22 protein-coding genes are annotated in these 24,645 nt (G+C 72.2%); 3 read left to right on the top strand and 19 right to left on the bottom strand.

The features are described from left to right. Window positions 1-98: 98 nt before the first annotated feature. The 5 genes from ABZT14_RS15245 to ABZT14_RS15265 form a co-directional block, all read right to left on the bottom strand. A complete protein-coding gene (locus ABZT14_RS15245; RefSeq protein WP_356301814.1) occupies window positions 99-722 on the bottom strand; it encodes a hypothetical protein in 624 nt (207 codons plus the stop codon). Then, window positions 709-2,262: a substrate-binding and VWA domain-containing protein gene (locus tag ABZT14_RS15250; protein ID WP_356301816.1), complete on the bottom strand. Its 1,554-nt coding sequence runs from the start codon at window positions 2,260-2,262 to the stop codon at window positions 709-711. The genes ABZT14_RS15245 and ABZT14_RS15250 overlap by 14 nt, the downstream gene beginning before the upstream one ends. Next, window positions 2,259-3,473 carry a toxic anion resistance protein gene (locus ABZT14_RS15255; RefSeq protein WP_356301819.1) on the bottom strand — a complete coding sequence of 405 codons (1,215 nt, stop codon included), beginning with the start codon at window positions 3,471-3,473 and terminating at the stop codon, window positions 2,259-2,261. Before ABZT14_RS15255 ends, ABZT14_RS15250 begins: the two co-directional genes overlap by 4 nt. Window positions 3,474-3,488: 15 nt before the next feature. Beyond that, entirely contained in the window at window positions 3,489-4,562 is a 1,074-nt protein-coding gene (locus ABZT14_RS15260; RefSeq protein ID WP_356301822.1) for a hypothetical protein, read from the bottom strand. Window positions 4,563-5,021: 459 nt separating this feature from the next. Beyond that, window positions 5,022-6,068, bottom strand: a complete 1,047-nt coding sequence (locus ABZT14_RS15265) for a putative sulfate exporter family transporter (protein ID WP_356301825.1) — start codon at window positions 6,066-6,068, stop codon at window positions 5,022-5,024. A 92-nt stretch (window positions 6,069-6,160) separates the two neighbouring features. Between ABZT14_RS15265 and ABZT14_RS15270 the strand changes: the two genes are divergently transcribed. Then, window positions 6,161-7,063, top strand: coding sequence for a LysR family transcriptional regulator (locus ABZT14_RS15270; RefSeq protein ID WP_356301828.1), 903 nt, complete (start codon window positions 6,161-6,163; stop codon window positions 7,061-7,063). Window positions 7,064-7,652: 589 nt separating this feature from the next. Here ABZT14_RS15270 and ABZT14_RS15275 read toward each other — a convergent pair. Next, entirely contained in the window at window positions 7,653-9,032 is a 1,380-nt protein-coding gene (locus tag ABZT14_RS15275; protein WP_356301831.1) for a peptidase C39 family protein, read from the bottom strand. Between the two features lie 253 nt (window positions 9,033-9,285). Between ABZT14_RS15275 and ABZT14_RS15280 the strand changes: the two genes are divergently transcribed. Together ABZT14_RS15280 and ABZT14_RS15285 are read left to right on the top strand one after the other, a co-directional pair. Continuing rightward, window positions 9,286-9,924, top strand: a complete 639-nt coding sequence (locus tag ABZT14_RS15280) for a hypothetical protein (protein ID WP_356301833.1) — start codon at window positions 9,286-9,288, stop codon at window positions 9,922-9,924. 416 nt (window positions 9,925-10,340) lie between these two features. Beyond that, window positions 10,341-12,263, top strand: a complete 1,923-nt coding sequence (locus ABZT14_RS15285) for an AAA family ATPase (protein WP_356301836.1) — start codon at window positions 10,341-10,343, stop codon at window positions 12,261-12,263. 102 nt (window positions 12,264-12,365) lie between these two features. Here ABZT14_RS15285 and ABZT14_RS15290 read toward each other — a convergent pair whose 3' ends face one another. The 13 genes from ABZT14_RS15290 to ABZT14_RS15350 form a co-directional block, all read right to left on the bottom strand. Beyond that, complete coding sequence (locus ABZT14_RS15290) at window positions 12,366-13,967, bottom strand: hypothetical protein (RefSeq protein ID WP_356301839.1); 1,602 nt, start codon at window positions 13,965-13,967, stop codon at window positions 12,366-12,368. A gap of 224 nt (window positions 13,968-14,191) precedes the next feature. Next, on the bottom strand, window positions 14,192-14,902 hold the full coding sequence (locus tag ABZT14_RS15295) for a DUF6182 family protein (RefSeq protein WP_356301842.1): 711 nt from the start codon (window positions 14,900-14,902) through the stop codon (window positions 14,192-14,194). A gap of 186 nt (window positions 14,903-15,088) precedes the next feature. Next, a complete protein-coding gene (locus ABZT14_RS15300) occupies window positions 15,089-16,186 on the bottom strand; it encodes a hypothetical protein (RefSeq protein WP_356301845.1) in 1,098 nt (365 codons plus the stop codon). Between the two features lie 166 nt (window positions 16,187-16,352). After that, window positions 16,353-17,222 carry an SAM-dependent methyltransferase gene (locus ABZT14_RS15305; protein WP_356301848.1) on the bottom strand — a complete coding sequence of 290 codons (870 nt, stop codon included), beginning with the start codon at window positions 17,220-17,222 and terminating at the stop codon, window positions 16,353-16,355. Between the two features lie 29 nt (window positions 17,223-17,251). Next, window positions 17,252-18,949 carry a GH3 auxin-responsive promoter family protein gene (locus ABZT14_RS15310; protein ID WP_356301851.1) on the bottom strand — a complete coding sequence of 566 codons (1,698 nt, stop codon included), beginning with the start codon at window positions 18,947-18,949 and terminating at the stop codon, window positions 17,252-17,254. Further along, a complete protein-coding gene (locus ABZT14_RS15315) occupies window positions 18,942-19,658 on the bottom strand; it encodes a hypothetical protein (protein WP_356301854.1) in 717 nt (238 codons plus the stop codon). The genes ABZT14_RS15310 and ABZT14_RS15315 overlap by 8 nt, the downstream gene beginning before the upstream one ends. Window positions 19,659-20,247: 589 nt before the next feature. After that, complete coding sequence (locus ABZT14_RS15320) at window positions 20,248-20,622, bottom strand: hypothetical protein (protein ID WP_356301857.1); 375 nt, start codon at window positions 20,620-20,622, stop codon at window positions 20,248-20,250. Window positions 20,623-20,781: 159 nt separating this feature from the next. Further along, window positions 20,782-20,970 (bottom strand): 50S ribosomal protein L32, encoded by a 189-nt coding sequence (rpmF, locus tag ABZT14_RS15325; RefSeq protein WP_356301859.1) that lies wholly within the window; start codon window positions 20,968-20,970, stop codon window positions 20,782-20,784. 77 nt (window positions 20,971-21,047) lie between these two features. Beyond that, window positions 21,048-21,497, bottom strand: a complete 450-nt coding sequence (locus ABZT14_RS15330) for a PH domain-containing protein (RefSeq protein WP_356301862.1) — start codon at window positions 21,495-21,497, stop codon at window positions 21,048-21,050. 54 nt (window positions 21,498-21,551) lie between these two features. Then, on the bottom strand, window positions 21,552-22,412 hold the full coding sequence (hisG, locus tag ABZT14_RS15335; RefSeq protein ID WP_356301864.1) for an ATP phosphoribosyltransferase: 861 nt from the start codon (window positions 22,410-22,412) through the stop codon (window positions 21,552-21,554). 61 nt (window positions 22,413-22,473) lie between these two features. After that, entirely contained in the window at window positions 22,474-22,746 is a 273-nt protein-coding gene (locus ABZT14_RS15340; protein ID WP_356301867.1) for a phosphoribosyl-ATP diphosphatase, read from the bottom strand. Window positions 22,747-22,805: 59 nt separating this feature from the next. Beyond that, complete coding sequence (gene ribH, locus ABZT14_RS15345; RefSeq protein ID WP_356301871.1) at window positions 22,806-23,288, bottom strand: 6,7-dimethyl-8-ribityllumazine synthase; 483 nt, start codon at window positions 23,286-23,288, stop codon at window positions 22,806-22,808. A gap of 104 nt (window positions 23,289-23,392) precedes the next feature. Beyond that, the gene (locus tag ABZT14_RS15350; protein WP_356302257.1) at window positions 23,393-24,628 is read right to left on the bottom strand and encodes a bifunctional 3,4-dihydroxy-2-butanone-4-phosphate synthase/GTP cyclohydrolase II; all 1,236 of its coding nucleotides are present in this window, start codon (window positions 24,626-24,628) and stop codon (window positions 23,393-23,395) included. Window positions 24,629-24,645: the final 17 nt, after the last annotated feature.

The raw sequence follows: 24,645 nt of genomic DNA on the forward strand, positions 1-24,645 counted from the left end.
CCCCGTCCAGGGCGGGCGGCGTCCCGGCGGGTCCCGGTGGTGAAGGCCACGGTCCCTGACCTCCCCGGGTCCGTGGACCGGTGCGCTGGTGCTCCCTCTCACGTGGTGGTGCCGCTGCGGCGGTCCCGGCCCTCCAGATAGCGGGTGTGGGACTCCTGGCGGCGGGCCTGGGTCTCCCGCAGGTCCACCGCCAACCGTTCGGCCTGGTCCGTCAACAGCCCCAATTGGCGTTCCAGATGGTGCTCCGGGGAGTCCTGGCCCGGGGCCAGCCGGGTCCACCAGCGGGTCCTGACGTAGGTGTCGACCGCTTCCGGCAGGTCCTGTCGCACGATCCGGGACAACGTGTGCACGCCCTCCGGGTCGTGGCTGAGGAGTTCCGTACCCCAGTCGGGGTGGAGGAGGGCGGCCAGCAGTTCGGTCAGTTCGGTGAGTCGGCCGCTGGCCTCGGGGGGCAGCGTGACGGCGCTGAGGTAGGTCTCCAGCGTCTCGAAGTCGCCGCGTACCGAGTCCAGTGGGGCGGACGGGTCGGGGAACTCGGGCCGGGGTGACCGCTCCGGTGGGGCGATCAGCGCCCCCGCGCCGTACAGTCCCGCCACGACGACGGGCCAGTACGGGCCCGCGACCTTGCCGAAGGTCAGCGCCAGGCCGGTCAGCCCGCAGGCGGCGCCGGTGAGGTTCCTGCGGGACTCCAGGTACCGCAGGAACCCGCTACTGGTAGCCACGGATCTCCTCGAAGGCGTCGTCGAGCGAGGCGGTCCGGGCGTCGAAGAGCCGGCCTCCGGTCAGGTCCGCGATGTGGGTGAGTTCCGTCCGGTCGGAGTCGCCGAAGAGGACGGGAAACACCGGTGTTTCCCGCTCGGCCCGGGTGAGTCCCCGGTAGAAGGTGTCGAAGTGCCCGGCCGGCGAGCCGGTGGTGTTCTCACCGTCCGTCATCAGCACGATCGACGTGAAGGTGTCCTTGTCCGCGCCCAGATGCTCATAGGCCTTCTCCAGCGAGGTGTACACGGCGGTGTCGCCGGACGCGGCGAGCGCGTCGGTGTCCTCGCGGATGGCGGTGAGGCCCTTCCGTGGGTCGGAGGGGCTGACGACATGGGTCCGTACGCTCTTCACCACCGAGCCGAACGGCATCAGGGTGACCTCCTCGCGTTGCCGGAAGTCCCCGGTGAGGCCGATGAGCGCCTTCTTCAGCTGGCGGAGCCGGTCGCCGCGCATCGAGCCGGAGGTGTCCAGGACGTACACCGTCCGTGAGGGCCGGCGCAGCTTGTTCTCGTACGAGTCGAGGAGGCCGTCGGCCACCGAGCGGGTTCCGGGGAAGGGCAGTTCGCGCCGTCGGCTGGTGTCGAGCCCGGTGGTGGGCGGTACGGACGGGACGACCGGGCGGCGACGGGTGCGGTCGGTGATCAGTTTCTGCACGGCGTCCGAGCGCAGTGCCTCGGTCAGCCCGCGGAGGTCGGCGCGGGTGCCGGCGCCGCTCGACGCGAGGGTGGAGAGCGGGTAGTCGGCGGTGACCACGCCGTCCCGGGGCCGGACCACGGTGAGGCCGCCTACACCCCGGAGCACCGATTCGTAGTTGAGCAGGGCGTCGACGTTGCCACGCCGTGTGTACGCCTGGGCCAGCCACCCCGAGGACCCCGAGGTCAGCTGCTGCCCCTGGAAGAACCTCCGCAGCCTCGGAGTCGCCTTCGCCACGTCCGCGTCGGTGAGCGCGGACTGGGCGCCCGAGAGCGCGGCGGCCACCGAGATCAGCGTGGCGAACCCGGAGTGGGAGCGCGCCGGATCGGTCATGCCGTAGGTCAGTTCGCCGTCCCGCACGGCCCGTTCGACCTGGGACCAGGTGACGTTCCCGGGTTTCCAGCGCAGCCGGTCCATCGCCTCCGCCCTGACGCCGATGGCGACCGGACTCGACATCACCGGCGTCTCGGAGACCACCTTCTTCGCCGCGTCCGGGCGCAGCCGCAGGTAGTCGTTCGACGACAGCCACAGCGCGTCGTACGTCCGGTCCGCCTCGCCCCTCGCCACCAGGTCGACCGCGTCGAGGGTGCCCGTGTAGGTGGGCCGGACCGTGATGCCGGTGTCCTTGCGCACCTGGTCCAGGACCGGTGCCATGTCGGCGAGTTCGCTGGAGGCGAGTACCCGCAGGGTGCGGTCCGCGCGGGGGGTGGCTGACGGGTCGTCTTGGTGCCGCTGGCCGGAGGTACAGGCGGTCAGCAGGGCGGTGGCCGCCGCGAGGGCCAGGGCGATCCGTCTCAGGTGTGGTCTCATGTGAGGCCTCCGGCCTGGGCTTCCCGCGAACGGCTGCGTTCCAGGTAGCTGTTCGCGTTCCGCAGTTCGGCCGTGAGGTTCTCGACGGTCGTCGCCATCACCTCGGTCGCCCGCGTGGTGTAGGTGTCGATGGTGTCCAGGGTCCGGTGGATCTGTTGGAAGGCGGTGCGCAGGGTCTCGGCGCTCACGGCCGGGTCGGCGGCGATGCGCTGGATGTCGCCGCTCTGGGCGGACAGCATCTCGGCATTGCCCCGGATCAGGTCGTCGGTGGTCCCCCGCAGCGCGTCGACCTGTTCGATGACCTTCTTCTGGTGGTCGAGCGCGGAGGCCAGCATCACGGAGATGCGCAGGGCCGAGACGGTGGTGGTGGCCGCGCGGTCCACGCCCTTGATCAGTTCGTCGTTGCTGCGCCGTACGACGTCCATGGCGAGGTAGCCCTGCGCGCAGACCGCGAGTTGGGTGAGCAGGTCCTGCCGCTTCTGACGGACCGGGAAGAGCACGTCCGCGCGCAGGCTGTCGGCCTGTTGCGGTTCGCTCGCCTCGACCCCCGCCACACGCTCCTCGACGGCCGTGTCCAGGGCCTCGGTCAGTACGACGTACTCCTGGAGCTTGCCCATGGTCTCCCAGAGGCGCACCCGCTCGGTCTGGAGTGCGGCGTTGTCGCGGCGCAGTTCGTCCTGGCCGCCGCGCAGCGCGCCCACGATGGTGTTCAGGGTGGCCTGCGCGGAGGCGTACCTGGCGAGGTGGTCGCGCAGCCTGTTGCCGCCGGGCAGCCTGGAGAGGAACCTGCGGGCCCGGTTCGCGGGCAGGTCGCCCGGGTCTAGGTCCTCCACCACGCGCCGCAGTGCGACCAGTGATCCGGCGACCTGGGCCTGGGCGTCGCCGCCCTTGTGCGGCAGGCCGCGGACGGTGCGTTCCAGCATCCGGTTGGACTGCTGGGAGGCGGTCCGCATCTCGGCGGCGCCGAGGGCCACGATCTCACCGACCTTGCCGGCGAACTCGGGTGAGCGGGCGTCGAGGGTGGCGAGGCCCTCGACGTACTCGGCGGCCTTCCGTGCCGTGTCCGTGCGCACCCCCTCGTCCACGGGCACGAGGCCGCCCGCCTTCCCCTTCGGCACCGGCTCCACGGCCTCGGGCGGCGTCAGCGTGAACAGGTCGTCCCCGCTCAGGGTGAGCCCGCTGGCGTGCGGGCTGACGTGGTACTCGGTCATCGCTGTTTCCCCTGGTCATCCGTGGGCCCGGCGCGCCATCTCGTGCAGCACCGTCGAGGTGGGCACGGGCGTCTGCCGGACACCGGTCAGCTTCTGGTTGAGGTACGAGGTGTACGGGGCGGTGGCCGTCGTGAACTCCGTGGCGTCGCCCTGGGGCCGGAACCCGTGCCGTACGGCCAGCTCGCGCAACGCCGGGTCGGTGGCGAGGAGTTCGCCGAGGTCCCGGCCGTTCCGGGTGAGCGGTACGACGGTGCGGTCACTGGTGGCGGTGTTGTCCGGGTAGAGGACGGTGAGGTCGCCGGGGTCCCGCTCGCCGAGCAGTAGGGAGGCGACCTGGGACTCGTACACCAGGACCAGCGGGTTCCCCGCGTTGCTGACGAAGTCCCGGAACGGGGCGTCGGAACTGGACTGTTGGGCGCCCTGGACGCTGACCAGACGGCGCATCAGCGGGGCGGTGCGGTCCACGTCGGCGCCGCTCGCCACCACCTTCCCGCCCTGGGCCACATAGGAGGCGGCGGCGAGGTAGAGGGCGCCGGAACTGGAGGTCTTCGGGTCGGTGCTGGTGACGAAGAGCGTGCCGGTCAACTCGCCGTACTTCTCACTCCCCTTGAGCTGCTGCCAGGTCCGTCCGCGCCGGGCCGCGTCGAGGTAGGCGCCCATGCGCAGCACGCCCCGGTGCCGGTCCAGGGTGGCCAGCCCGTTCGACGCGAGCACCTGAGCGGCACCACGATGGGCGACCACCACCAGCGGGGAGTGGAACGGCCTCGGAAGCGGGCGCCGTACCCGGAGCCTGGCGGCGAGGGCCTCGGCGGGCGCCTGGCTGGAGGGGAACGCGAGGTCGAACCCCCTGAGGTCCAGCCCCTCCATGGCCCAGGACCCGGAGGTCTCCGTCGTCACGGTGTAGCCCCTGTCGGCGAGGGCCTTCACCACGTCTGGATCGGCGAAGAAGTCGGCCTTCTCCGAACCGATCACCGCACGCACGGTCTTCGTTGCCGTGCCCTGGTCCTCGTCCTGCCGGCCCGCGATGGCGGCGACCACCACACCGCTGAGCAGCAACAGCGCGAGGACGATCCCTGCGATACGTCTCACGTGGAGGAGGATGCTCTCGGAATCCAACATTCCCAGTCGGGGAACATGAACGGAGGGTGTCGGACCGATCCCGTTATGCAACGGGAGTCCATCGCTCCGCATGACCGAGGCCCCGGTGGTGGGCGCGGTACGGCCTCCGGTGATCATCGGTGCTTCTACCCATGGGCGGGAGGCGTTCGGCGGCGGAGCCCGGAACAGCGGGCCAGTACGCGGGAGTGGGGTTCCGGTTCCGGGTACGGGGCTTCGTGTGGGCCTCTGCCGGTCCTGTCCGCGCCCCGACGGGGCTCACCAGGGGGCCCGCCGAGGTGGGCAGCCCGCATTCACGCCCGTACGAGTACGGCCCGTCGGTCGGGACGTGGCCGCTGGAGCGCCACGGCTCCCCAACTTCCCTGCGCGGGCCCGACGTTCAGCCCAGGTGTCCCTACGCCTCCCGGGCGGGGAAGGCATAGGGACACCTCGTCAGGTCACGAGCGTGACGCCGAGGTAGGCGACGGTGGCGACCAGAGCGGTGGAGAGGGCGGCCAACGCGAAGGGCCTGAGCCCCACCGCCGCCAGGTCGCGGACCTTCACGCCACAGCCGAGCCCGAACATGGCCGCCGCCAGCAGACCGGTCTGTAGCACCCCGCCCAAGGTCGGAACGACGTCGGGCAGGGGGACGAACGAGCGCAGGAGCACCATCGCGACGAAGCCGATGACGAACGGTGGCACGACCGGCGGCAACTTCGCGGCAGATTCCCGCTGGCCCGACTCGGCCGCACCCCGGCTGAGCCGGCGTTGCCGGAGGCTGAGGGTGGCCACGACGGGCGCGAGCAGCAGCACACGGGAGAGCTTGACGACGACCGCGACGGCGAGGGCTCCCCCGCCGATGGCTCCTCCAGAGGCGACGACCTGGGCGATCTCGTGGATGGCCCCGCCGGCCCACATCCCGGCGGCCTCCGGCCCGAGCCCGAGTGACCTCGCGGCCAGGGGTACGAGGGGGATCATCAGCGTCCCGAAGACCACCACCAGGGCGACCGCGGTGACGGTGTCCTCCTCGGCTTCGTCGTCCGGGTCGGTCACTCCCGCCGCTCCCGCCACGGCGGCGGCGCCGCAGATGGAGAACCCGCAGGCGATGAGGAGCGAGAGCCCGGGCGGGACCCGTAGCAGCCGGCCCAGGAGCACGGTGCCGAACAGTCCGGCACCGACGATGCAGGCGACGACGACCAGCGTCGGGGTTCCGAGGGCGAGGACGTCGGCGAGTACCAGGTGAAGCCCGAGCAGGAGGATGCCGGCGCGCAGCAGCTTCTTGGCGGAGAAGTCGACGCCCACCGCCGCCCGGGGCGGGACCCGTGCGACGTTGGCCAGGAGCACGCCCAGCACGATCGCGACGATGAGCGGACTCACCCCCGGCAGCGGCAGGCTGATCCCGTACGACGTCCCGGCCGCGACCAGGCACAGGGTCAGCCCCGGCAGGAGGGCACGGAACCGCTCCTGACGGGTCGTCGGGTCGCTCCGGGTGGGTGTCATGCCCTTCATCGTTCCGCCGCTGATCACGTACGGGTAGGGGCAGATCACGCGCGTGCCACAAGTTATCCTTGTGGCTGACCGATTGAGGGGGCATGGGCGACGAACCGGACCTGAAGGCGTTGCGCGCGCTGACGATCGTCGCGGAGGAGAACAGCCTCTCGGCGGCGGGCGCACGCCTCGGCGTGAGTCAGCAGGCGGTCTCCCTGCGTATCCGGGGCCTGGAGAGGCAACTGCGGTTGCGGCTGCTGGTGCGCTCGGCGCGCGGTTCCCGGCTGACGCCCGCCGGCGAGTTGATCGTGGGGTGGGCGACGACGCTGCTGGCGGCCGTGGACGAGTTCTCGGACGCCACGGCGTCGCTCCGCTCCGACCACGCGAAGAGGATGCGCATCGCCGCGAGCCTGACGCTCGCGGAGCACCTCCTACCGGACTGGATCGCCCGCTGGCGCGACGCGGTCGGCGACGCGGGGCCGGTCGCCCAACTCACGGCGGCGAACAGCAGCGCCGTGGTGGAGGCCGTACGGGAGGGGGCCGCCGACCTGGGGTTCATCGAGGCGCCGACCCTCCCCACGGATCTCGGCTCCGCCGTGGTCGCCCACGACACCATCGAGGTGGTCGTACGGCGGGGACACCGGTGGGCCCGCAGGGCCCGGGTGTCGCTGCGGGAACTGTCCGCCACCGGCCTGGTGTTGCGCGAGGCCGGCAGCGGTACCCGACAGGCCTTGGAGGACGCCCTCGCCGAAGCGGGCCACCCCCTGGCCGCCGAGCCGGCGGCGGTCGCGTCCACGACGCTCGGGGTCCGCAGCGCGGTCATGGGCGGCGTCGGCCCCGGCGCGCTGAGTTCCCTGGCGGTGTCGGAGGACGTGCGCGCGGGACGGCTGGTACGTGTCCCGGTCGAGGGCCTTCGGATCTCCCGCCCACTCACCGCCCTCTGGTCCGGGAAGGCCCCGTACCGGGCCGTGCGGGAGTTCCTGGAGTCCGTTCCGCGCGAAGCCTGACCACCCTTCCGGGTCCGGCGGGGCCACTCTTCCGGGTTCCGCCCGCCCCCTCGTCCGCTCCGGCGCTGTCCCCCGTCGCGGCTCTCGCGGCCCTCCGTGGGGGGATCGGGATGGAGGTCCGTGGAGACCAACGCGCACCAGCTGACCCTGCTCTTCTCCGACCGTCGGGTGAGTGAGGTCCCGCTCGGGTACGCACCGTTCGTCACGGAGTAGCGGCAAGGCCGCGTACGACCACGCACTGTCGGCACCCTCGCGGGCACGGACCGGGTAGGGCGGTGTGCCCCGGAGGGATGAGGCCCTCGGCGGAACCCGACCACGCCCGCTCCGGCGAGCCCGGCTCGTGGTCGCAGGACCGTGGCATCGGCTGGGACTCCCGGGGGCACCCCTCCGGTCCGGCGCACGTCCGTATGCGGGCCACCCGTCTCCTCTCCGGGGACAGCCCCCGGAACAACCCCAGCACCACGGCCTCCCCCACTCCCGGGGCACCGTCCGACGAGGGGCGTGGCCGTGGCACGCGTACGGGAGGGGCTCCCACCGTGGTGCGGTGGGAGCCCCTCCCGGTGAAGCGGTGGCCCCGGGGGCCGAGCCCCTAGAGGAGACCCAGCCTCTTGAGCACCTTGGCCTGCCCGGCCTTCAGCTCGGTGGGGAAGTAGACGTAGACGACACCGCCGGAGCCGCCGACGACCTCGCCCTCGTCGTTCTTGCGCTTGGTCCTCAGCCAGATGTTCTCGAACTGCCGTCGCTTGTAGACGTGGCGCACCGAGGGGTTGTCCGGCGAGGCCGGGTCGTTGGCGATCACGTCGCCCTTCTTGGTGAAGCCGATGACCGTCATCAGGTGACCGGCGGTGCCGTACCCGGCGCCGTCCAGTTCGGACTCCAGGAAGGACTGGGAGGTGATCACCGGGATGCCGGCGGCCACCAGCAGCTCGATCTCGTGCAGGCTGTCGAGCCGGGTGACGGCGGCCTGCATGTCCTTGTAGGTGGCCGCGTAGGCGGCGTTGAACGGCCAGTTGCCGCAGCCCTCGTACTGGTAGTCGAAGGTGTGGCGGGCGGCGTGGCAGACCTGGGGGTCCGCGTAGTCGGGGTTGACCCACTCCAGGTCCTTCTTGGTGGGCTTGCGGCCCCAGTACTCCAGGATCATCTGCGAGGAGGTGGGGCTGCACCAGGCCTCGCCGCCACCGTCGTACTCGGGGTACTGGCCCTCGTGGACGTTCTGCGAGTAGCGCGGCACCTTCAGCTCGACCCCGGCGGCCGGGCCCGGCTTGCTGGCCGGCACCTCGAAGCGGTCGGGTACGTCGGAGCTCATCGCGCCCAGGCGCCACACGGTCGGGGTGGCGTCGCTCTTGGGGGTGCGGTAGAGGGTGACGCGCAGCTGGTAGCCGGTCAGGCGTACGCCGCTGGCCGGGTCGTCGATGGCCAGGGTGTCGGTGCCGACGCTGCTCTTGTCGTCGCTCTGGTCGTCGACCGAGGTGCGGCGCACCACGTCGTCGCCGTCACCGGAGGTCCACACGCCCAGGGTGTACCAGGGGGTGGTGGCGCCGTCGGTGTAGGTGCCCTGCGCCTCGACGCGGATCCAGGTGCCCGCGGGGGTGTGCGCGTTCCAGGAGGCGATCAGCTGGGAGGCGGGGACCGAGGGCGAGTAGCTGGGTGAGGTCCAGCTGGCGTACTCCCACTCCGCCTTCTTCTTGGTGTGCGGGTCGGTGTACTCGACGGTGCCCTGGGACTTGCCGATCACGATGCCGGGGCGGGCGCCCTTGGCGGCCTTCACGCCCTTCCCCTCACCCTTGGCCCAGTCCGCCTTGCTGCGCCAGGCGCGGAAATCCACGAACGACTCCCGCGGGTGGTGGTGTCCGGTGGGGCGGTGACCGGTGGTGTTGGCGGAGGCGAGGGCCGTGGGCACGGCCACGGCTCCGGCGGTGGCGGCGAGCGCCGCGGCCAGTACGGTTCGGCGGCTGGCGGGTCTGTTCATGGCAGAGGGTCCCCCAAGATGATCGGGTACGGGCAGAGCCTTCCAGGAAGAACCCACTATCGCGGCTTGAGCTGCGCTGGGCCAGCGATAGAGCCGTATGGCCGTCCCCAATATTGGAGTGGACCTGTGAAAGCCTTACCACGTCCCACCTGCCCCTCCTGCCACACTGGTCACCGGGCGCCGACCGGTCGTCACCGACGGGTGGCCGGTCCACGTTCGGAAGATCACACTCGGCCCACGAGGAGGAGACGGGATGCCGGGTCCGGCGTGGCGTGAGGGCGAGCGGAGTACCGACCTGGGGGAACTGGCCGCGCGGCTGCGGGCGCTGCCGCCGTCCTGTGGGCCGGTGCGGCTGGTGGCCGTCGACGGGCACGCCGGCTCGGGCAAGAGCACCTTCGCGGGGCGGCTGGCCGAGGCGCTGGGCGGGGCGCCGGTGCTGGGCCTGGACCAACTGGCCCACCACGGCTCGTACTTCGGCTGGACCGACCGGCTACGTGAGCAGGTGCTCCGGCCCCTGTTGCGGGGGGAGGAGGCCCGGTACGAGGTGTACGACTGGCGGGCCAGGGCCTTCACCCACCGGGCCCGGCTGCCGGTGAGCGAGGTGGTGCTGGTCGAGGGGGTGGGCGCGGGGCGCCGGGCGCTGCGGGAGTGGCTGGCCTGTGTGCTGTGGATGGACCGGGACGCGCGTTCCTCCTGGGATCGGGGGCGGGCACGGGACGGCGCGGAGCAGCGGGAGTTCTGGGCGAGTTGGGTGCCCCGGGAGCGTCAGCACTTCGCCGAGGACCCCAGTGAACCCTTCGCGCGGCTGCGGGTGCGTGAATCCCCGGAGGGGTATCTGTGGCGGGTGGGGCCGGTGGGACAAGGGGCCCCACAGCAGTGTCACGCTGAGTGAGAACGCGCCGGTGGCGCGGCGGATCCGGGGCACCCGGGCGTTCCGCCATCCGCTTGACCGCGCCTCGACCCCGGGATTACGTTCGTTAGGTGCGGTCTTACCGATACGCACCCAGAGACGCGGAGCCCCCGGTTGTTCCCCCGTGATCGGGGGCTTCGTTCTGTCCGCACCCCACCGGCGGGCACCCGCTCTCACCCTCCGTGATCGCGGCCCATGGCCCGGGGTCCCCTTCCACCGCCCCGCGTGGCCCTACCACGCTCTTCGTTGGCGTGCCCGGCGCGGGTACGATGCGAAGCGGTGTCAGGACGCGCCGTGATTCCCTCATCCGGCGCCAACTCCCCGATCCCCTACGACAGTTGGGAGCGCGCACTCGGCAGGCAGGACGGTTGTGCGAAGGCAGGACAGGGGAGAGACGCGTGGGGCACGAGAGGGACTTCGAATCGTCGGGCACGGCCGGAGCGGCATCGGGCCCGGCGGACCTGGCCTGGTTGCGGGGGCTCGACGCGTACACCGTGGGCAGCTACCCCCAGGCCGAGGAGGAGTTCGCCACCGCCGTACGCCTCGACCCCGGCATGGCCGACGCCTGGCTGGGGCTGCACGCGCTGCGGGTGGACGCCCCCCGGGCGCTGCTGCGGATGTACGCCAGCCGTCAGCGCTTCGGCGAGCAGCGGTCCCGTCACCACCGGTCCCTCAACTCCTGGTACTGGCTGGGGTGGTGGGTGCAACCGGTGCTGGAGAACGAGCGTGACCTGCTGTTGGCCCACGCCTCGCACTGGTTGGACGGCCGCCACGTGGGCGAGCTGGACCGCGCCCTGGCCGAGTGCCCGCCGGTGGACACCGACCCCCAGGTGCGGTTCCTGCACGCCTGCCGCGCCTATCTCACCAAGGACTGGGACCAGCTGCTGCGGCACACCGAGCCGCTGCTGAACGACCCGGTGCTGGGCATCGAGGCCGGACTCTTCGCCGGTATGGCTCGGGTCCGCCTGGAGATGTACGCCCAGGCCGAACCGGTACTCGCCGCCGCTCTGATGCGGTGCCGCAGTGAGCAGCCGCAGCGCAAGGAACTGCGCTACTGGCTGGCGCGGGCCCGGGAGGGCACCGGACGCAGCGCGGCGGCCCTCCCCCTGTACCGGGCGGTGCTCAGCGTGGACGCCGCCTTCATGGACACCGCCGCCCGGCTCACCACCATCGCCGAGGGCGACGACCTGGAGGGCGCGGTGGAGTGGGGCGGTGTGACGACCGCCCCGGGGTCGGCCGACGGCACCCGCCCCGGCCTGCTCGGCGGACTCGGAGAGCCCGGCGACCCGACCGGCGCCCCCTCCGACCCCGCTCTGGAGGCCCTCGGCTGGACCCCCGAGGTCGGCGGCACCGGTGGGCCGGTCGCCGGTGCGCGGCTGGACGGACCGGTGGGGCCACCCCCGGGGTCGCAGGGCCTGCCGATGGGGCCGTCCGATCCGGTGCTGCTGGAGCGGGCGTTGGAGGAACTGGAGCGGATGGTCGGCCTGGAGCCGGTCAAGCGCCAGGTACGGGCGCTGTCCGCCCAGTTACACATGGCCCGGCTGCGCGCGGGCCAGGGGCTGCCGGTCCGCCCGCCGAAGCGGCACTTCGTCTTCTCCGGCCCCTCCGGTACCGGCAAGACCACGGTGGCGCGCATCCTGGGGCGGGTCTTCTACGCCCTGGGCCTGCTGGGGGGCGACCACCTGGTGGAGGCCCAACGGGCCGATCTGGTCGGGGAGTTCCTCGGGCAGACGGCGGTGAAGGCCAACGAGCTGATCGACTCCGCCATGGGCGGTGTGCTGTTCGTGGACGAGGCGTACTCCCTGTCCAACTCCGGCTACTCCAAGGGCGACGCCTACGGGGACGAGGCGCTCCAGGTGCTGCTGAAGCGGGCCGAGGACAACCGCGACCGGCTGGTGGTGATCCTGGCCGGCTACCCGGAGGGCATGGACCGCCTGCTGTCCGCCAACCCGGGCCTGGGTTCCCGCTTCACTACGCGTGTCGACTTCCCCAGTTACCGCCCGCTCGAACTGACCGCCATCGGCGAGGTGTTGGCCTCCGAGGGTGGGGACCGCTGGGACGAGGAGGCGCTGGAGGAGCTGCGCAGCATCGCCGGCCACGTGGTCGACCAGGGGTGGATCGACGACCTGGGCAACGGCCGTTTCCTGCGGACCCTGTACGAGAAGAGCTGCGCCTACCGGGACCTGAGGCTGTCCGGCTACGGCAGCACCCCGGGCCGGGAGGACCTGGCCACCCTCCGGCTGCCGGACCTGATGCAGGCCTACGGTGAGGTGCTCTCCGGTCGGGGCCCGGAGGGACGGCGCCCGGACGACGTGCTGTGACCGTTCCCGGTGCGCGTACCGGCCCGGGTGCGGTTCCGGGCCCGGCGAGGTCAGGGGGCGGCGAGCCGTGGCCCGAGGTGACCGGCACCGGTCCCCCACCCGCTACGAGGTGGGGGCGCGGCCCCGCACGGTCCGGCGTAGGAACGCCCACCAGTGGCGGCGCGTGCACAGCAGGGCGATGCCGACCGCCACGCACCCGAGCACGACGAAGGGTGTCGTGGCGATGTGGTCCGGTCCGGTGCGGATGACGATCTTCGCGGTGTCGTTGTCGGGCTTGGGGTCGTTCCGGGGCAACTCCCCCTCGTCCTTCCTGAGTCGCACCTTGCCGACGCCGTCCTTCCCGGGACGTACCAGGAAGTCGAAGGTGGTGTAGGCCTTCCCCTTCCTCAGGGCCCCGACCTCGCAGGTGTAGGACCTGTCGTGCCGCTCGCACAGCGGGGAGTAGCGCTCCTCGCTGTCGATCAGTTCACGGGGGCCACGCACCAGTTTGGTGCCCGGCGGGAACGTCACCGTCAGGGCGACGCTCACCTCCGGGTCCTCCGGGTCGAAGACTCCGGGGCCGTTGTTCCGGGCGCCTACCCGGACCCGGACGGTCTCGCCGGGAGGGGCGGTGACCATGGTGCCGCGCACCTGGTAGTCGGCGTGGACGGCCTTCCCCCGGGTCAGTTGGTACATGTCCGGTCCGTCGGGGCCGGTGTGGAACACGTCGCCCTTCTTCTCGGAGGTCCTGACGGCCCGTACCGGGCCACCCCGGCCGCGTTCGCCTCCCTCGTACGTCCGGTCGCCCGGCGACCCGCCGAACCTGTGGTTCATCGGGAAGACGCCGTAGTCGAACTTCTCGTACAGCGAGGAGCCCAGGTTCCGCACCCCGGGCCCGGGGCTCAGCCTCCAGACCTCGCCGGGGTTGACGTGGACGTCGGGGAGGAAGCACCACACCCCGCTGCTGTCGTAGTGGTAGCGGCAGTTGCGGTGCCGCTTCTCGGGCGGGATGTTCACCCCGCCCGTGATCCACACCCCCACGCCGTGGACGGGGAGTTCACCGGTGTTCTTGAAGACCATCGGCAGCCTGACAACGTCCCCGCGAGCGACGTCCTTCCGTACCGGAAGTTTCTGGACGCCCAGGCGCGGTTGGCCGATCACCACCGTCGTCGTGGCGGTGCGGACCGTGCCCTCGGGTGAGGTGTAGGTGAAGCGGACCGGGCCGGAGTCACCTGCGCGTGCCGACTTCCGGGCCAGCAGGTCGAACTGCGCCCGTACCAGCTTGTCGAGGACTTCGGCACCGCAGTCGATCCTCGTCTTCGTGGGCTTCTCGCAGCGGTAGGAACCCTTGAAGCGGACCCTGTCGGCGAGTTGGCTGATGTCCGCCGTCATCCGGCCCCCCTCGTGCTGGAGGGCACCGCTCCTGCCCCGTGTACGCACCTTGACCTCCAGGCGTTCCTGGTACGGCTCGGGAGACTCCTTCCGCACCCGGTCCAGGGCGAGGTGGGTGGTCCCCGGCGCCTTCAGGTCGAACCGCTCCTCCTTCGGTTTCCCCGGGGCGCGCCCGTCAGCGGCCCACGCCTCCGTGGCGCCGCCGGGGAGTCCGAGGAGCGTCACGAGGACGGTCACCAGCGCCACCGTCAGGAGTCCCGGGAGGGCGCCGGATACCCGGGCCGCCACCCTCGCGAGGCGGGAGTGGGATAACAGGACCTGTGTCCCAGGCATGTGGGGTGACTCCTCGGAACCGACGGTGAATCCGCTCATCGTGCCGTCCCGAGAGCCCGGGGACATCACGTCCCCGTTGCGGAAGGCTAACGAGCCGCGAGCCCCTCACCTGCGGTTATTCACATGTGGAGGCCCCCGCTACGGGTAGGCTCCCCCCCTCCTCGGGACCCGGCGTCACCCTCGTGAGCGCGCACCAGAGGGGGCGCCCGCCCCGGTCGCCCTCCCTACCGGGTGGCCGCCAGCCCGGCGAAGGCCCGCAACCGGCCGTCGGCGGCGGAGGGTTCGGGGGCGACCCGCAGCAGGGCGTACGGGCCCTCGGCCGGGTCCAGCTGGGGCAGGTGACACAGGGTCAGCTCCGAGGGGTTCTTGAGCCGGCCGGTCAACACCGCCTCGGCCAGCAGGTGGTGTAGGTGCACCAGGTATCCGGCGCGGGTGACGCCCGAGGTAGCCAGGTGCAGACGGGTCGGGGGCCTGGTGGTGCCGGACTCGACCAGTGGCTGCCGGCCCGGCAGGGCGGGGAGCGGGGAGTCGGGGAACAGTTGCAACAGCCGGCGTAGCGCGGTCTGTTCGCCCCTCTCCCCCGGTGCCGTCCAGGCCATGGAACCGTCCTCGCTGACATGGGCGAAGGTGAAGCGTTCCCGCAGGTTGTCCGGGTCGCCGCACAGGAAGACCGCCCGGGTGTAGGAGCGGAACCAGGCGTCCCGTTGCGGCTCAAGGTAGCCCGCGACGGCTTCGACCGCCGCCTTCGCGAAGGTGGCGGGGGCGAACCGGCGCAGCACCACGGTCACCGTGGTGGGCGAGGGTTCGGCCGTGGCCCGGGCGGCGAGTTCGGCGAGGGCGGTGGTGTCCGGTACGCCGGTGACCGGGGCCTGGTCAGGACGGGCGGCGAGCAAGCGGTCGGCGACCTGTGCGCGCAGGAACTCCTGGGTGAACATCCGCGACTCCCCTCGTGGTGGCGGCTGTTGGGTGGTGCGGTGGCTGGTGTGCGGCACGGGCGCGGTGGCGATGGGCCGGCGGGGGGCCGGCCCCCGTCCGTGCCGGCCGGCCGGGTTCGGAGGGTACGGCCGCCCCCGGCCCGTACCGTCCCGGCCGCGTCCGGCGGGTGGGGGTGACCGGGCGGGTCATCCGTAGATCCGGGGGGCCAGGGCGCGGGTGGGTGCCGGGCGGTGGCGGCTCAGGAGCGCGGAGGTCAGCCGGTAGGGGTCGACCCAGCCCCGGCCGCCGGTGTGCCGGTCCAGGAAGGAGGACAGGTCGCCGGCCCGCTCGGGGTCCGGGCGGGACAGCAGTCCGTGCGCCCGCTCCACGCATCCGCGCAGCAGGTCCATGCGGAACGACTGGCCGGTGCCCTTGCCGAGGCCGGCGATGAAGTACAGCCGCAGGCCCAGGCGTACCGCCTCCTCGGGTGCGGTGCCCTTCACCGCGTCGACGAGGTGGGCGACGGTGTGGACCGGGTCGACGCCGTGCCGGCTGGAGCGGACCACCCCGTCGAGGGCGACGCGGTCCACGGCCATCCGGTGGGTGACGGTGCCCAGGGCACCGCACACCTTCTGCAACAGCACGTGGTCCTCGGTCAGTTCGCGGTCGTGGACCAGGACGAGTTCGTCGTAGTGCGGCAACAGTGGGAGCAGGCCGCGCAGGGTGCAGGCGAGGTAGTTGGGGTGGCCGCTCGGCGAGGCGATGCCGCGCAGGGGCAGTCCGAGGGCGGTGGGGTCGAGGTAGACCGGGCCGCCGTCGGGGCGGGTGTCCAGGCAGAAGCCCCGGGTGGCGAGGTGGTCGACGGTCTCCTCCAGGCTCATGCGCGCGGGGCGGGGCACGCCGAGTTCCGGGTCGACCAGTCCCAGGTGGTGGCGGTGGTCCCGCCACAGGTCGAGGACGCGGCGGCTGACGGGGTGGGTCCAGCCGTGCTCCTCGACGGCGTCCACGTAGGGGCGCAGGGCCTCGTCGGTGGGGTGTTCGGGCTGGCGCTGGTAGTCGACGTAGAGCCGGCCGACGTCGGTCTCGGTGCAGTGTTCGGGGTCGATGTCGGCGCAGGTGCGGTCCAGGTACTCCCAGAACCCGGACGTCTGCCGGGTGACGTGGAAGGCGCTGTCGTCGTAGAGGTAGTCCGCCCGGTTCAGCAGCCGGCTGGCGCGGTACATGGTGTCCACCCACAGCAGGCCCTTGAGGTGGCTGAAGCCGAGGGCCTTGGTCGGGGTGATGGTGACCGGCGCGATGAGCACCCGGGGCCGGGTGTCGGGGTGTGGTGCGGTGGTGCTGATGGTCTCTTCTCCCTCGGGCGCTCACCTGGGGTCGACGGGTGGCCCGGCCGGTTCCGGGATCGCGAACGGGCGGAAGCCGGTGGCCGGGGTCGGCCCCCGGCCACCGGGCGCGTTCGGTGGTGGCCGTTCACACCCGTCGGCCGTGGACGTAGAAGGCGCGGGGTACCCCGGGCAGGTCACGGGGCGGTACGGGGTCGGCCCAGCGGCCGTAGTCGGCGCCCTCCTCGCCGGGTTGGAGGGCCTCGACCTTCAGTCCGTGCTCGGCGAAGAAGGTCTCGGGCTCGTCGTGGCCGAACACCCAGGGGCAGCCCCACTGTTGGAACCTCTCCAGCAGGGGTGCCATGACCGGTGCGGTGAGCGCGCTGGCACTGACCAGGTCGGCGCCCAGTTCGCTGCCGGGCGCCATCATCCGGGCCACCCGGTCCAACAGCGCGCGGGAGTCCTCCTCCGGTACGTAGTACAGCAGCCCCTCCAGGAGCCACACCGAGGGGACGTCGGGGCGGTAGCCGGCGCGGCGCAGGTCCTCGGGCCAGTCCTCGCGCGTCAGGTCGGCCGGGACGGTGTGCCGGGTGACGTGCGGGTGGAGGGGTACGTCGGCCAGCGCGGCGTCCTTGGCCTCCAGGACGGCGGCGCGGTCCAGTTCGAACAGGCGCACCGGCCCGGGCCAGGGCAGCCGGTGGGCCCTGGTGTCCATCCCGGCGGCCACCATCACGACCTGGGCCCGGTCGCCCAGGGCACCGGCCCGGGCGGGCAGCCACTCGTCGAAGAAGCGGGTGCGGATGGCGTTGTAGTCGACGGTGTTGGGCACCTGTCCGTCCGGCCCGGGGCTGCTGGGTGGGCCGCTGTCGGCCAGCTGGTCGAAGAGGTCGACGCCCATGGCGCCGGCGAGCCGGGCGGCGTGCGGGTCCTCGTAGAGGCGGTCGGGGCGTGCGGTCTCCCGGGCCCTGAGGGCGGTGGTCAGCAGCGCGGTACGGGCGACCGCGTCGAATCCGTCCATGGAGGTGCTCCTCGCGGGGTTGGGGTGGCTCAGAGGTCGCCGTGGCCGAGGGCGGCGGTGGCGGGGCGGCCGGTGACCAGGGCCTGCCAGGCGTGGTCGTCGTGTTGGAAGACCCGGTCCTTGACCTGGGCCGGGCGGATGCCGGAGGCGACCCGTTCCTGCCAGGCCCGGGCGAACGCGCCCTGGGCCGCGCGGTGCACCCGTACGTTCCCCAACCGCCCTTCCTGGCGGGCCCGTTGGTAGCCGGCCGCGTCCCGGCGCAGGCTCTGGTCCAGGGCCCGGCCGAAGGCGGCCGTCTCCCGTTCCGACCAGTCGTCGGTGAAGGGTTCCACGGCGAAGGCGTAGCGGTCGGGGGTGTCGGTGACCGCGCGGCAGGTGGCGTTGCGCAGGTCGAGTCCGGTGGCGGCGACCGCCGTGTGCAGGGCGCGGATGACGTGGGACTCCCGCAGTCGTTCCCCGGCGGTGTCGGAGAGGGTGCGGCGTCCGGCGTACTCCACGCGGGGCACCCCTCCGGCGTGGTCCACGACCCGGACCACGTCGCCGAGGGCGTAGCGGTAGAGGCCGCCGACGTGGCTGATCACCACGTGGTACTCGCGGCCGGCCTCCAGCTCGTGGAACAGCAGGGTGTCGCTGTCGGGCCGGATCTCCTCGTCGGCGTGGACGAACTCGTGGAAGGCGCCGGTGGCGGCCGGGTGGCAGGCGGTCGGGTGCCGGTCGAGGGCGACGCCGACGAAGCCCTCCGAGGCGGCGACGGGTGCGGGCAGGGCGGACACCCGGTGGCCGAAGGACTCGCGCAGGCGGGGCAGGTAGAGCGAGGCCAGCCCGGTGGTCCAGCAGTACAGCAGCTCCATACGGGGCCACACGTGGGAGGGCCGCAGGGCCCCGCCGCGTTCGGCCAGCCGTTCCAGCAACCGGGCGCGGTCGGGGTCGGGTTCGAACCCGGGGTGGCCGTCGACCGTACCGTCGAACAGGTCCTTCACCAGCCGGGAGGACCACTGGTCGAGCTGGTACGGGACGGCGGCGACCATGGCGGGGTTGATGCCGATGACCGCCCGTACGTCGTGCTGGACCGCCCGGCGGAGGCGGAAGTAGCTGCGGGCGAGGTGGTCAGCCGGGTCGACGAACTCGGGGAGGTGCTGCCAGGGCGCCCGGCTGCCGGGCTCGGCGGCCAGGGGCTCGCCGAAGGCGGAGCCGAAGTCCACCTGGCTGGCGCCCAGATGGGGCCGGCCGGACCGGGTGGTACCGGCCACCGGGGCCGGGTCGTGCTTGAGGTTGAGGGTGGCGTCCTGACGTCGTACGGCCTCGGGGTGGTGCTCGGTGAAGTGGGCCCAGGCGGCGTAGAAGAAGGGGAAGAAGGACCGCTTCATGAACGCGCGGGTGATGGGGACCTGCTTGCTCTCCCCGGTGCTGCCGCTGCTCTTGAAGAACACCACCGGGTCGTCGGCGCTGAGCACGCCCCTGCGTCCGGCCGCCGCGGCCTCGATCCAGGGCGCGAGCCCGTCGTAGTCGCGGATGGGTACGGCCGCACGGTAGTGGTCGGGGGTGCTCAGGTCGGCGAACCCGTGCTCGCGGCCGAACTCGGTGTCGGCGTTGGCGGACAGCAGGTGCCGCAGTGCCTCGGCCTGGCTGGCCCTCAGGTCCCCCAGGGCCGTGCGCAGTCGGTCCCGCTCGTCGAGTACCCGGGTGCGGTAGGCGGAGAGGGACTGTTCGTCCGCGCGGTCAGACATGCTGGGGGTTCCTGTTCACTCGTTCCACGGTCGCGGCCTCGACGGCGCGGACCGTCTCCTCGATGGTGTGTCCGGGTTCGATGGTGGTGACGTCCAGGTGGGAGACCTCGGTGAGCAGGGTGCGCCGCAGGTCGGTCTGGAAGCTCTGGAAGGTCTGGGCGGTGGGCCGTTCGCCGTAGTGCTCCAGGCTGTTGGCGTCCGCGCCGTGACCGCTGCGGCGCCAGGCGAGGTCCGGGGTGACGTCCAGGAAGAGGACCCGCTCGGGCTGGGGGAAGCCCCGCCACCAGGAGAACAGCGCCTCGTTGCGCAGGCCCAGCAGGTGGCACTTGGCCAGGATCTTGAAGTAGTAGGAGTCCACCAGGACGTGGGTGTCCCGGGGCGCGGTGGCCACCCGGTCCCGCAGGTGGACCACGGCGACCTGGAGGAGGCTGAGCACCAGGTCCGGGGAGTAGCGCCCGGGGTCGCACAGGGCCTCGGCGAGGAACTCGTCCCGTACCCGTCCGACGAGGGGCGAGCCGGTGTCGAGCAGCCCCCGGTCGTAGGAGACCACGGTCCAGGAGGGGTCGTCGGCTAAGCGGCGGAGTACGGAGGACTTGCCGGCGTAGTCGGGCCCCAGCAGCACGGTGAACGGGCGTGCGGCACCCCCGTGGACGCGGGCACCCGGCCGGCTGGGCCCCGGCACGGTGGCCCGGGGGCCGGGCGGTGTCATCCGGCACCCCCGCGCGGACATCGCCGGGTGTACGGGCTCCGCGCGCCCCCGGTCCGGCTGACTCCCCCTGTGCGGCCCGCCTGCGCGGACGGTCCCCCCGCCCCCGGAGGGGCCGTGGGGACGTGGACGTACGACACGTGCTCCCCCATGGTGCTGCGCGGCGCCGTTGGTGTGGTCGGTCCCCCGTGGAAGGCGCCCAGGCAGCGAACTCTGACGGTACGTCACCCCTCTGGTACAGGTCCGGGCACGAGTTGCAGGGGAATTATCTAGTTACCGATCGGAAACCGGGAGTGATCAGGTACCGCGTGATCACGGCGGCTCCACACCGAGGCGGGGCCACCGCTCCAACCACCCGTCGGGGAGGGGGAGTTGGCCGGCGGCCACCACCGGATGCGGCTGCCACGAGGCGCGCCTCCTGAGAGCACCTCCGGTCGGGAAACGGTCCCGACCGGAAAAGCTGGACCTGGGCCTGAGCCGGGGGCGGAGGCGGTGGGTCGCGGCGGGTGCCGGGGCGCGGCCCCCTTCGAGCGGGTGCCGGCTTCGAGGCCCACCGGATCGGCGGCCCGCCCAGGCACACGGCACGCGCCGTTCAGCGATCGGCCGCCCAGCGGGCGTCCGTCGGCCAGGAGCCGGTGCCCACGAGGTGCTGGACCAGCCGGTATGCCTGGTGGAGGGGAACGGTGTCCTCGTCCGGGTACGCGTCGTCCTGCCCGTCGGAGAGGACGAACCCCTCGCTCCATCCCCGAGCTCCGGGGTCCACGGCGTGTTCGCCGGGATCGCCCACTCCTTCGAGCAGGAGCACCATCGCTCGCTCGGTGTTGGTCACCAGGACCACCATGCGCCCCACGGAACTGGTCAGCCAGGTTTCCCGCAGCCCGCTGTCGATCCTCACCCGGAGGGCCTCCAGCACCGCCTCGGGCGACAGCGGCACCGTGTCGCCATCGATCACCCAGGACTCGCCCATGAGCACGACGCTCTCACGAAGGGGCCCGGCGGACAGCCCCCGGGTCGTCCGCGTGAGGTGCGGCGGCTGAGTGGCGTTCCGGGCTCGGAGGACCAGGGGTGGTGCCGTACGCGAGGAGGGTGCCGTACGCGGGCCTCGTGGTGATCCGAACGAGACGCCCTAGCTGTTCTGCCCTGGGAGGTCCTCGACGCTCAGCAGGCCCCGGCGGTAGGCGGGGACCAGGTGGGGCGGCACCTGGTAGGTCCGGCCGTTCAGGGTGAGCGGCACCAGTTGGGGTCGGCTCGCCTTCCACTGGGCACGGCGGTGGCGGGTGTTGCTGCGGGAGGTCTTCCTCTTGGGTACGGCCATGACTGCGCTCCTCGGACGGGCCGGCGGGGACCACCCGAAGCTACATGAAAATGATTCCCAAAGAAAACCGGGTCCGGTCAGCCCCGGTCGTCCCCCGCGCCGTAGGCCTCGCACAGCGCCCGCAGCGTACGGGCATCGGCTATGGCCCGCTCCCTGGCGATGCCGGTCTGGATGCCCATGGCGGCCAGGGTGGTGCCGTCGGACAGGTCCAACGAGACCCAGGGGTCACCGCTACGCAGGTTGACCCGGAGCACCTCGGCCCACTCCAGCCGTCGTCGGGTCGTCAGGTTGACCACCCACAGCCCCTCGCGGTCCACCGTCACCCGGGGGCGGCTCAGCAGACACAGCACCCCCAGCGCCAGCAGCCCCGTACACACGAAGGCCACCCGCTGGCTCGGTTCGAAGTCGGACACCAGCCCCACCCCGGAGATGGAGACGGCCAGGAGCACTCCGAGGGTCAGCAGCACCACCCGGGTACGGGTGGGGCGGAAGGTGTACGGCAGGCTGGGCAACGGCTGTGTCGCCAAGGGAACTCCAGGGCTGGGGGCGCCGCTCCGGCGCCCCGACGGACACTCGGACGCTCAGATGCGGCAGGCGTGGATACCGGTGGTGAGGATGGCCCGCGCCCCCAGGTCGTACAGGTCGTCCATGATGCGCTGGGCCTCCTTGGTGCGCACCATGGACCGGACGGCCACCCATCCCTGGTCGTGCAGGGGCGAGATGGTCGGCGACTCCAGTCCGGGCGTCAACCGCACGGCCTGTTCCAGGTGTTCGGCCCGGATGTCGTAGTCCATCATCACGTAGCCCCGGGCCACCAGTACGCCCTGGAGCCTGCGCAGGAACTGCCGCACCTTGGGGTCCTCGGCGGCCGTGCGGCCGTCCTCCCCCCGGGAGCAGATGACCACCGCCTCGGACTCCAGGATGGGCTCGCTGATGATCTCCAGGCCGGCGTTGCGCAGGGTGGTGCCGGTCTCCACCACGTCGGCGATGACCTCGGCCACCCCGAGCTTGATGGCGGTCTCCACCGCCCCGTCCAGGTGCACCACCGTGGCGTTGACGCCCTGCTCGGCAAGGTGGTTGGCCACCAACCCCGAGAAGGAGGTGGCGACGGACATGCCCTCGAACTCGCGGACGTCCTTGGCGGTGCCGGGCAGGGTGGCGTAGCGGAAGGTGGAGGCGGCGAAACCCAGGGCGAGGATCTCCTCGGCGTCCGCCCCGGAGTCCAGCAGCATGTCGCGACCGGTGATCCCGACGTCCAGCTTGCCGGACCCGACGTAGACGGCGATGTCGCGGGGGCGCAGGAAGAAGAACTCGACCCCGTTCTCGGCGTCCACCAGCACCAGTTCCCTGCGGTCCTTGCGCTGGCGGTATCCGGCCTCATGGAGCATCTCCGTCGCAGGCTCGGACAGGGAACCCTTGTTGGGGACGGCGATGCGGAGCATGGGGGACCTTTCCAGGACGTGACCGGTGGGAGGGAGGGTGCTCGCGCGCCGAGGGGCGCGCTCACAGGTGGGCGTAGACATCCTCCAGGGAGACACCCCGGGCGATCATCATCACCTGGAGGTGGTACAGCAGTTGGGAGATCTCCTCCGCCGTGCGGTCCTCGCCCTCGAACTCCGCGGCCATCCAGACCTCGGCGGCCTCCTCCACGACCTTCTTGCCGATCGCGTGCACCCCCTGGGTGACCAGGTCGGCGGTGCGGGAGGAGAGCGGATCGCCGGTGGCGGCCTTCTGCTGGAGCTCGGAGAACAGCTCCTCGAATGTCTTGTTCGCCATGGTGCCCTTAGCCTACGTCCTGGCCACGCCCCTCTGACATGCGGCGCCGCACTGTGAGATCACCCCCGGGCGCCGGTCAGACCACGCAGCGCGACCACGGTGGACAGGGCCGCCGTGACCGCCTCGTGGCCCTTGTCCTCCTGGGAACCGGGCAGTCCGGCGCGGTCCAGGGCCTGCTGCTCGGTGTCGCAGGTCAGCAGCCCGAACCCGACCGGTACCCCGCTGTCCACGGCGAGCTGGGCCAGCCCCTGGGTGACGCCCTGGCAGACGTACTCGAAGTGCGGGGTACCGCCCCGGATCACCACCCCGAGGGCCACCACGGCGTCGTGCCCGGAGGTGGCCGCCCTGGCGGCCACCGGCAGTTCCCAACTCCCGGGCACCCGCAGTTCGGTGACCTCGCCGACCTCGGCTTCCCGGAGTGCCCGGTGGGCGCCGGTGAGCAGCCCGTCCATCACCCTCTGATGCCAACTGGCCGCGACCACGGCCACCCGTAGTCCCTTACCGTCGATCGGCTCGATACGGGGCGCGCCCTCGCCACTCACTTCGGTGAACTCCCTCTGTGCGGTGCTGTGTTGCCGTGTTGCGGTACTCGTGTGTGCTGGACCGGCGCCGTCTCCAGGTCGGCGGCGGTGGTACGGGCCGTGGCTCAGTGGCTCCCGGTCCTCGGCCGGTCCTCCAACCAGGGCAGGTCATGGCCCATCCGGTCCCGTTTGGTCCGCAGGTAGCGGAGGTTGTGCTCGCCCGCCTCCACCGGGGTGGGTTCGCGGCCGGTGATCCGTAGCCCGTACCGCCCCAGGGCGGCGGTCTTCTCGGGGTTGTTGGTGATCAGCCGTGCGGAGCGCACGCCCAGTTCGGTGAGCATCTGGGCGGCGGCGCCGTAGTCCCGGGCGTCGGCGGGGAGGCCCAGCTCCAGGTTGGCGTCCAGGGTGTCGCGTCCCCGCTCCTGGAGGGCGTAGGCGCGCAGCTTGGACATCAGCCCGATGCCCCGGCCCTCGTGGCCCCGCAGGTACACCACCACTCCCCTGCCCCGCTCCGCCACCCGGGCCAGGGCGGCCTGGAGTTGCGGGCCGCAGTCGCAGCGGGCGGAGCCGAAGACGTCGCCGGTCAGGCACTCGGAGTGGACCCGCACCAGTACGTCCTCGCCGTCACCGAGGTCCCCCGCGACCAGGGCGACGTGCTCGACCCCGTCCACGGTGGAGCGGAACCCGACGGCCTGGAAGGTGCCGTGCCGGGTGGGCAGTCGGGTCTCCGCCTCACGTCGTACGGTCGGCTGCCGTGACCTGCGGTAGGCGACGAGGTCCTCGATGGAGATCAGGGCCAGGTCGTGCTTGCGGGCGAAGGCCACCAGCTGGGGCAGGCGCAGCATCTCGCCCTGCTCGTCGGCGATCTCCACGATGGCCGCCGCCGGCCGCAGTCCCGCCAGCCGGGCCAGGTCCACGCCGGCCTCGGTGTGGCCGGGCCGGGCCAGCACCCCGCCCGCCCGGGCGCGCAGCGGGAAGACGTGACCGGGGCGCACCAGGTTCTCGGGGCTGGCCTCCGGGTCGGCCAGCAGCCGCAGGGTGGCGGCCCGGTCGGCGGCGCTGATGCCGGTGCTGACGCCGAACTCGGCGGAGGCGTCGACGGACACGGTGAAGGCGGTGCCCTGGGACTCCTCGTTGCGCTCCACCATCTGGGGGAGCCGCAGCCGCTCGGTGTCCTCCGCCTCCAGGGGCGCGCAGATCAGGCCCCGGCACTCGCTCATCATGAAGGCCACCACCTCGGGGGTGGCCATCTGGGCGGCCACGATCAGGTCGCCCTCGTTCTCCCGGTCCTCGTCGTCGACGACCACCACCGGTCGTCCGGCGGCGATGTCGGCGATCGCCCGTTCCACGGGGTCCAGCATCGGCCGTTCCCACTCCT

The organism is Streptomyces sp. NPDC005438 (assembly GCF_040606315.1).
In the GTDB taxonomy this organism is placed as follows: Bacteria; Actinomycetota; Actinomycetes; order Streptomycetales; family Streptomycetaceae; genus Streptomyces.

Excerpts from the sequence above, each read along its gene's own strand:
- ABZT14_RS15255 (WP_356301819.1), bottom strand. The coding sequence starts at position 3,473 with ATGACCGAGTACCACGTCAGCCCGCACGCCAGCGGGCTCACCCTGAGC.
- ABZT14_RS15350 (WP_356302257.1), bottom strand. The coding sequence starts at position 24,628 with ATGCTGGACCCCGTGGAACGGGCGATCGCCGACATCGCCGCCGGACGA.
- ABZT14_RS15310 (WP_356301851.1), bottom strand. The coding sequence starts at position 18,949 with ATGTCTGACCGCGCGGACGAACAGTCCCTCTCCGCCTACCGCACCCGG.
- ABZT14_RS15270 (WP_356301828.1), top strand. The coding sequence starts at position 6,161 with ATGGGCGACGAACCGGACCTGAAGGCGTTGCGCGCGCTGACGATCGTC.
- ABZT14_RS15305 (WP_356301848.1), bottom strand. The coding sequence starts at position 17,222 with ATGGACGGATTCGACGCGGTCGCCCGTACCGCGCTGCTGACCACCGCC.
- ABZT14_RS15280 (WP_356301833.1), top strand. The coding sequence starts at position 9,286 with ATGCCGGGTCCGGCGTGGCGTGAGGGCGAGCGGAGTACCGACCTGGGG.
- ABZT14_RS15265 (WP_356301825.1), bottom strand. The coding sequence starts at position 6,068 with ATGACACCCACCCGGAGCGACCCGACGACCCGTCAGGAGCGGTTCCGT.
- hisG (WP_356301864.1), bottom strand. The coding sequence starts at position 22,412 with ATGCTCCGCATCGCCGTCCCCAACAAGGGTTCCCTGTCCGAGCCTGCG.
- ABZT14_RS15295 (WP_356301842.1), bottom strand. The coding sequence starts at position 14,902 with ATGTTCACCCAGGAGTTCCTGCGCGCACAGGTCGCCGACCGCTTGCTC.
- ABZT14_RS15340 (WP_356301867.1), bottom strand. The coding sequence starts at position 22,746 with ATGGCGAACAAGACATTCGAGGAGCTGTTCTCCGAGCTCCAGCAGAAG.
- ABZT14_RS15290 (WP_356301839.1), bottom strand. The coding sequence starts at position 13,967 with ATGCCTGGGACACAGGTCCTGTTATCCCACTCCCGCCTCGCGAGGGTG.
- ABZT14_RS15315 (WP_356301854.1), bottom strand. The coding sequence starts at position 19,658 with ATGACACCGCCCGGCCCCCGGGCCACCGTGCCGGGGCCCAGCCGGCCG.
- rpmF (WP_356301859.1), bottom strand. The coding sequence starts at position 20,970 with ATGGCCGTACCCAAGAGGAAGACCTCCCGCAGCAACACCCGCCACCGC.
- ABZT14_RS15275 (WP_356301831.1), bottom strand. The coding sequence starts at position 9,032 with ATGAACAGACCCGCCAGCCGCCGAACCGTACTGGCCGCGGCGCTCGCC.
- ABZT14_RS15250 (WP_356301816.1), bottom strand. The coding sequence starts at position 2,262 with ATGAGACCACACCTGAGACGGATCGCCCTGGCCCTCGCGGCGGCCACC.
- ABZT14_RS15320 (WP_356301857.1), bottom strand. The coding sequence starts at position 20,622 with ATGGGCGAGTCCTGGGTGATCGATGGCGACACGGTGCCGCTGTCGCCC.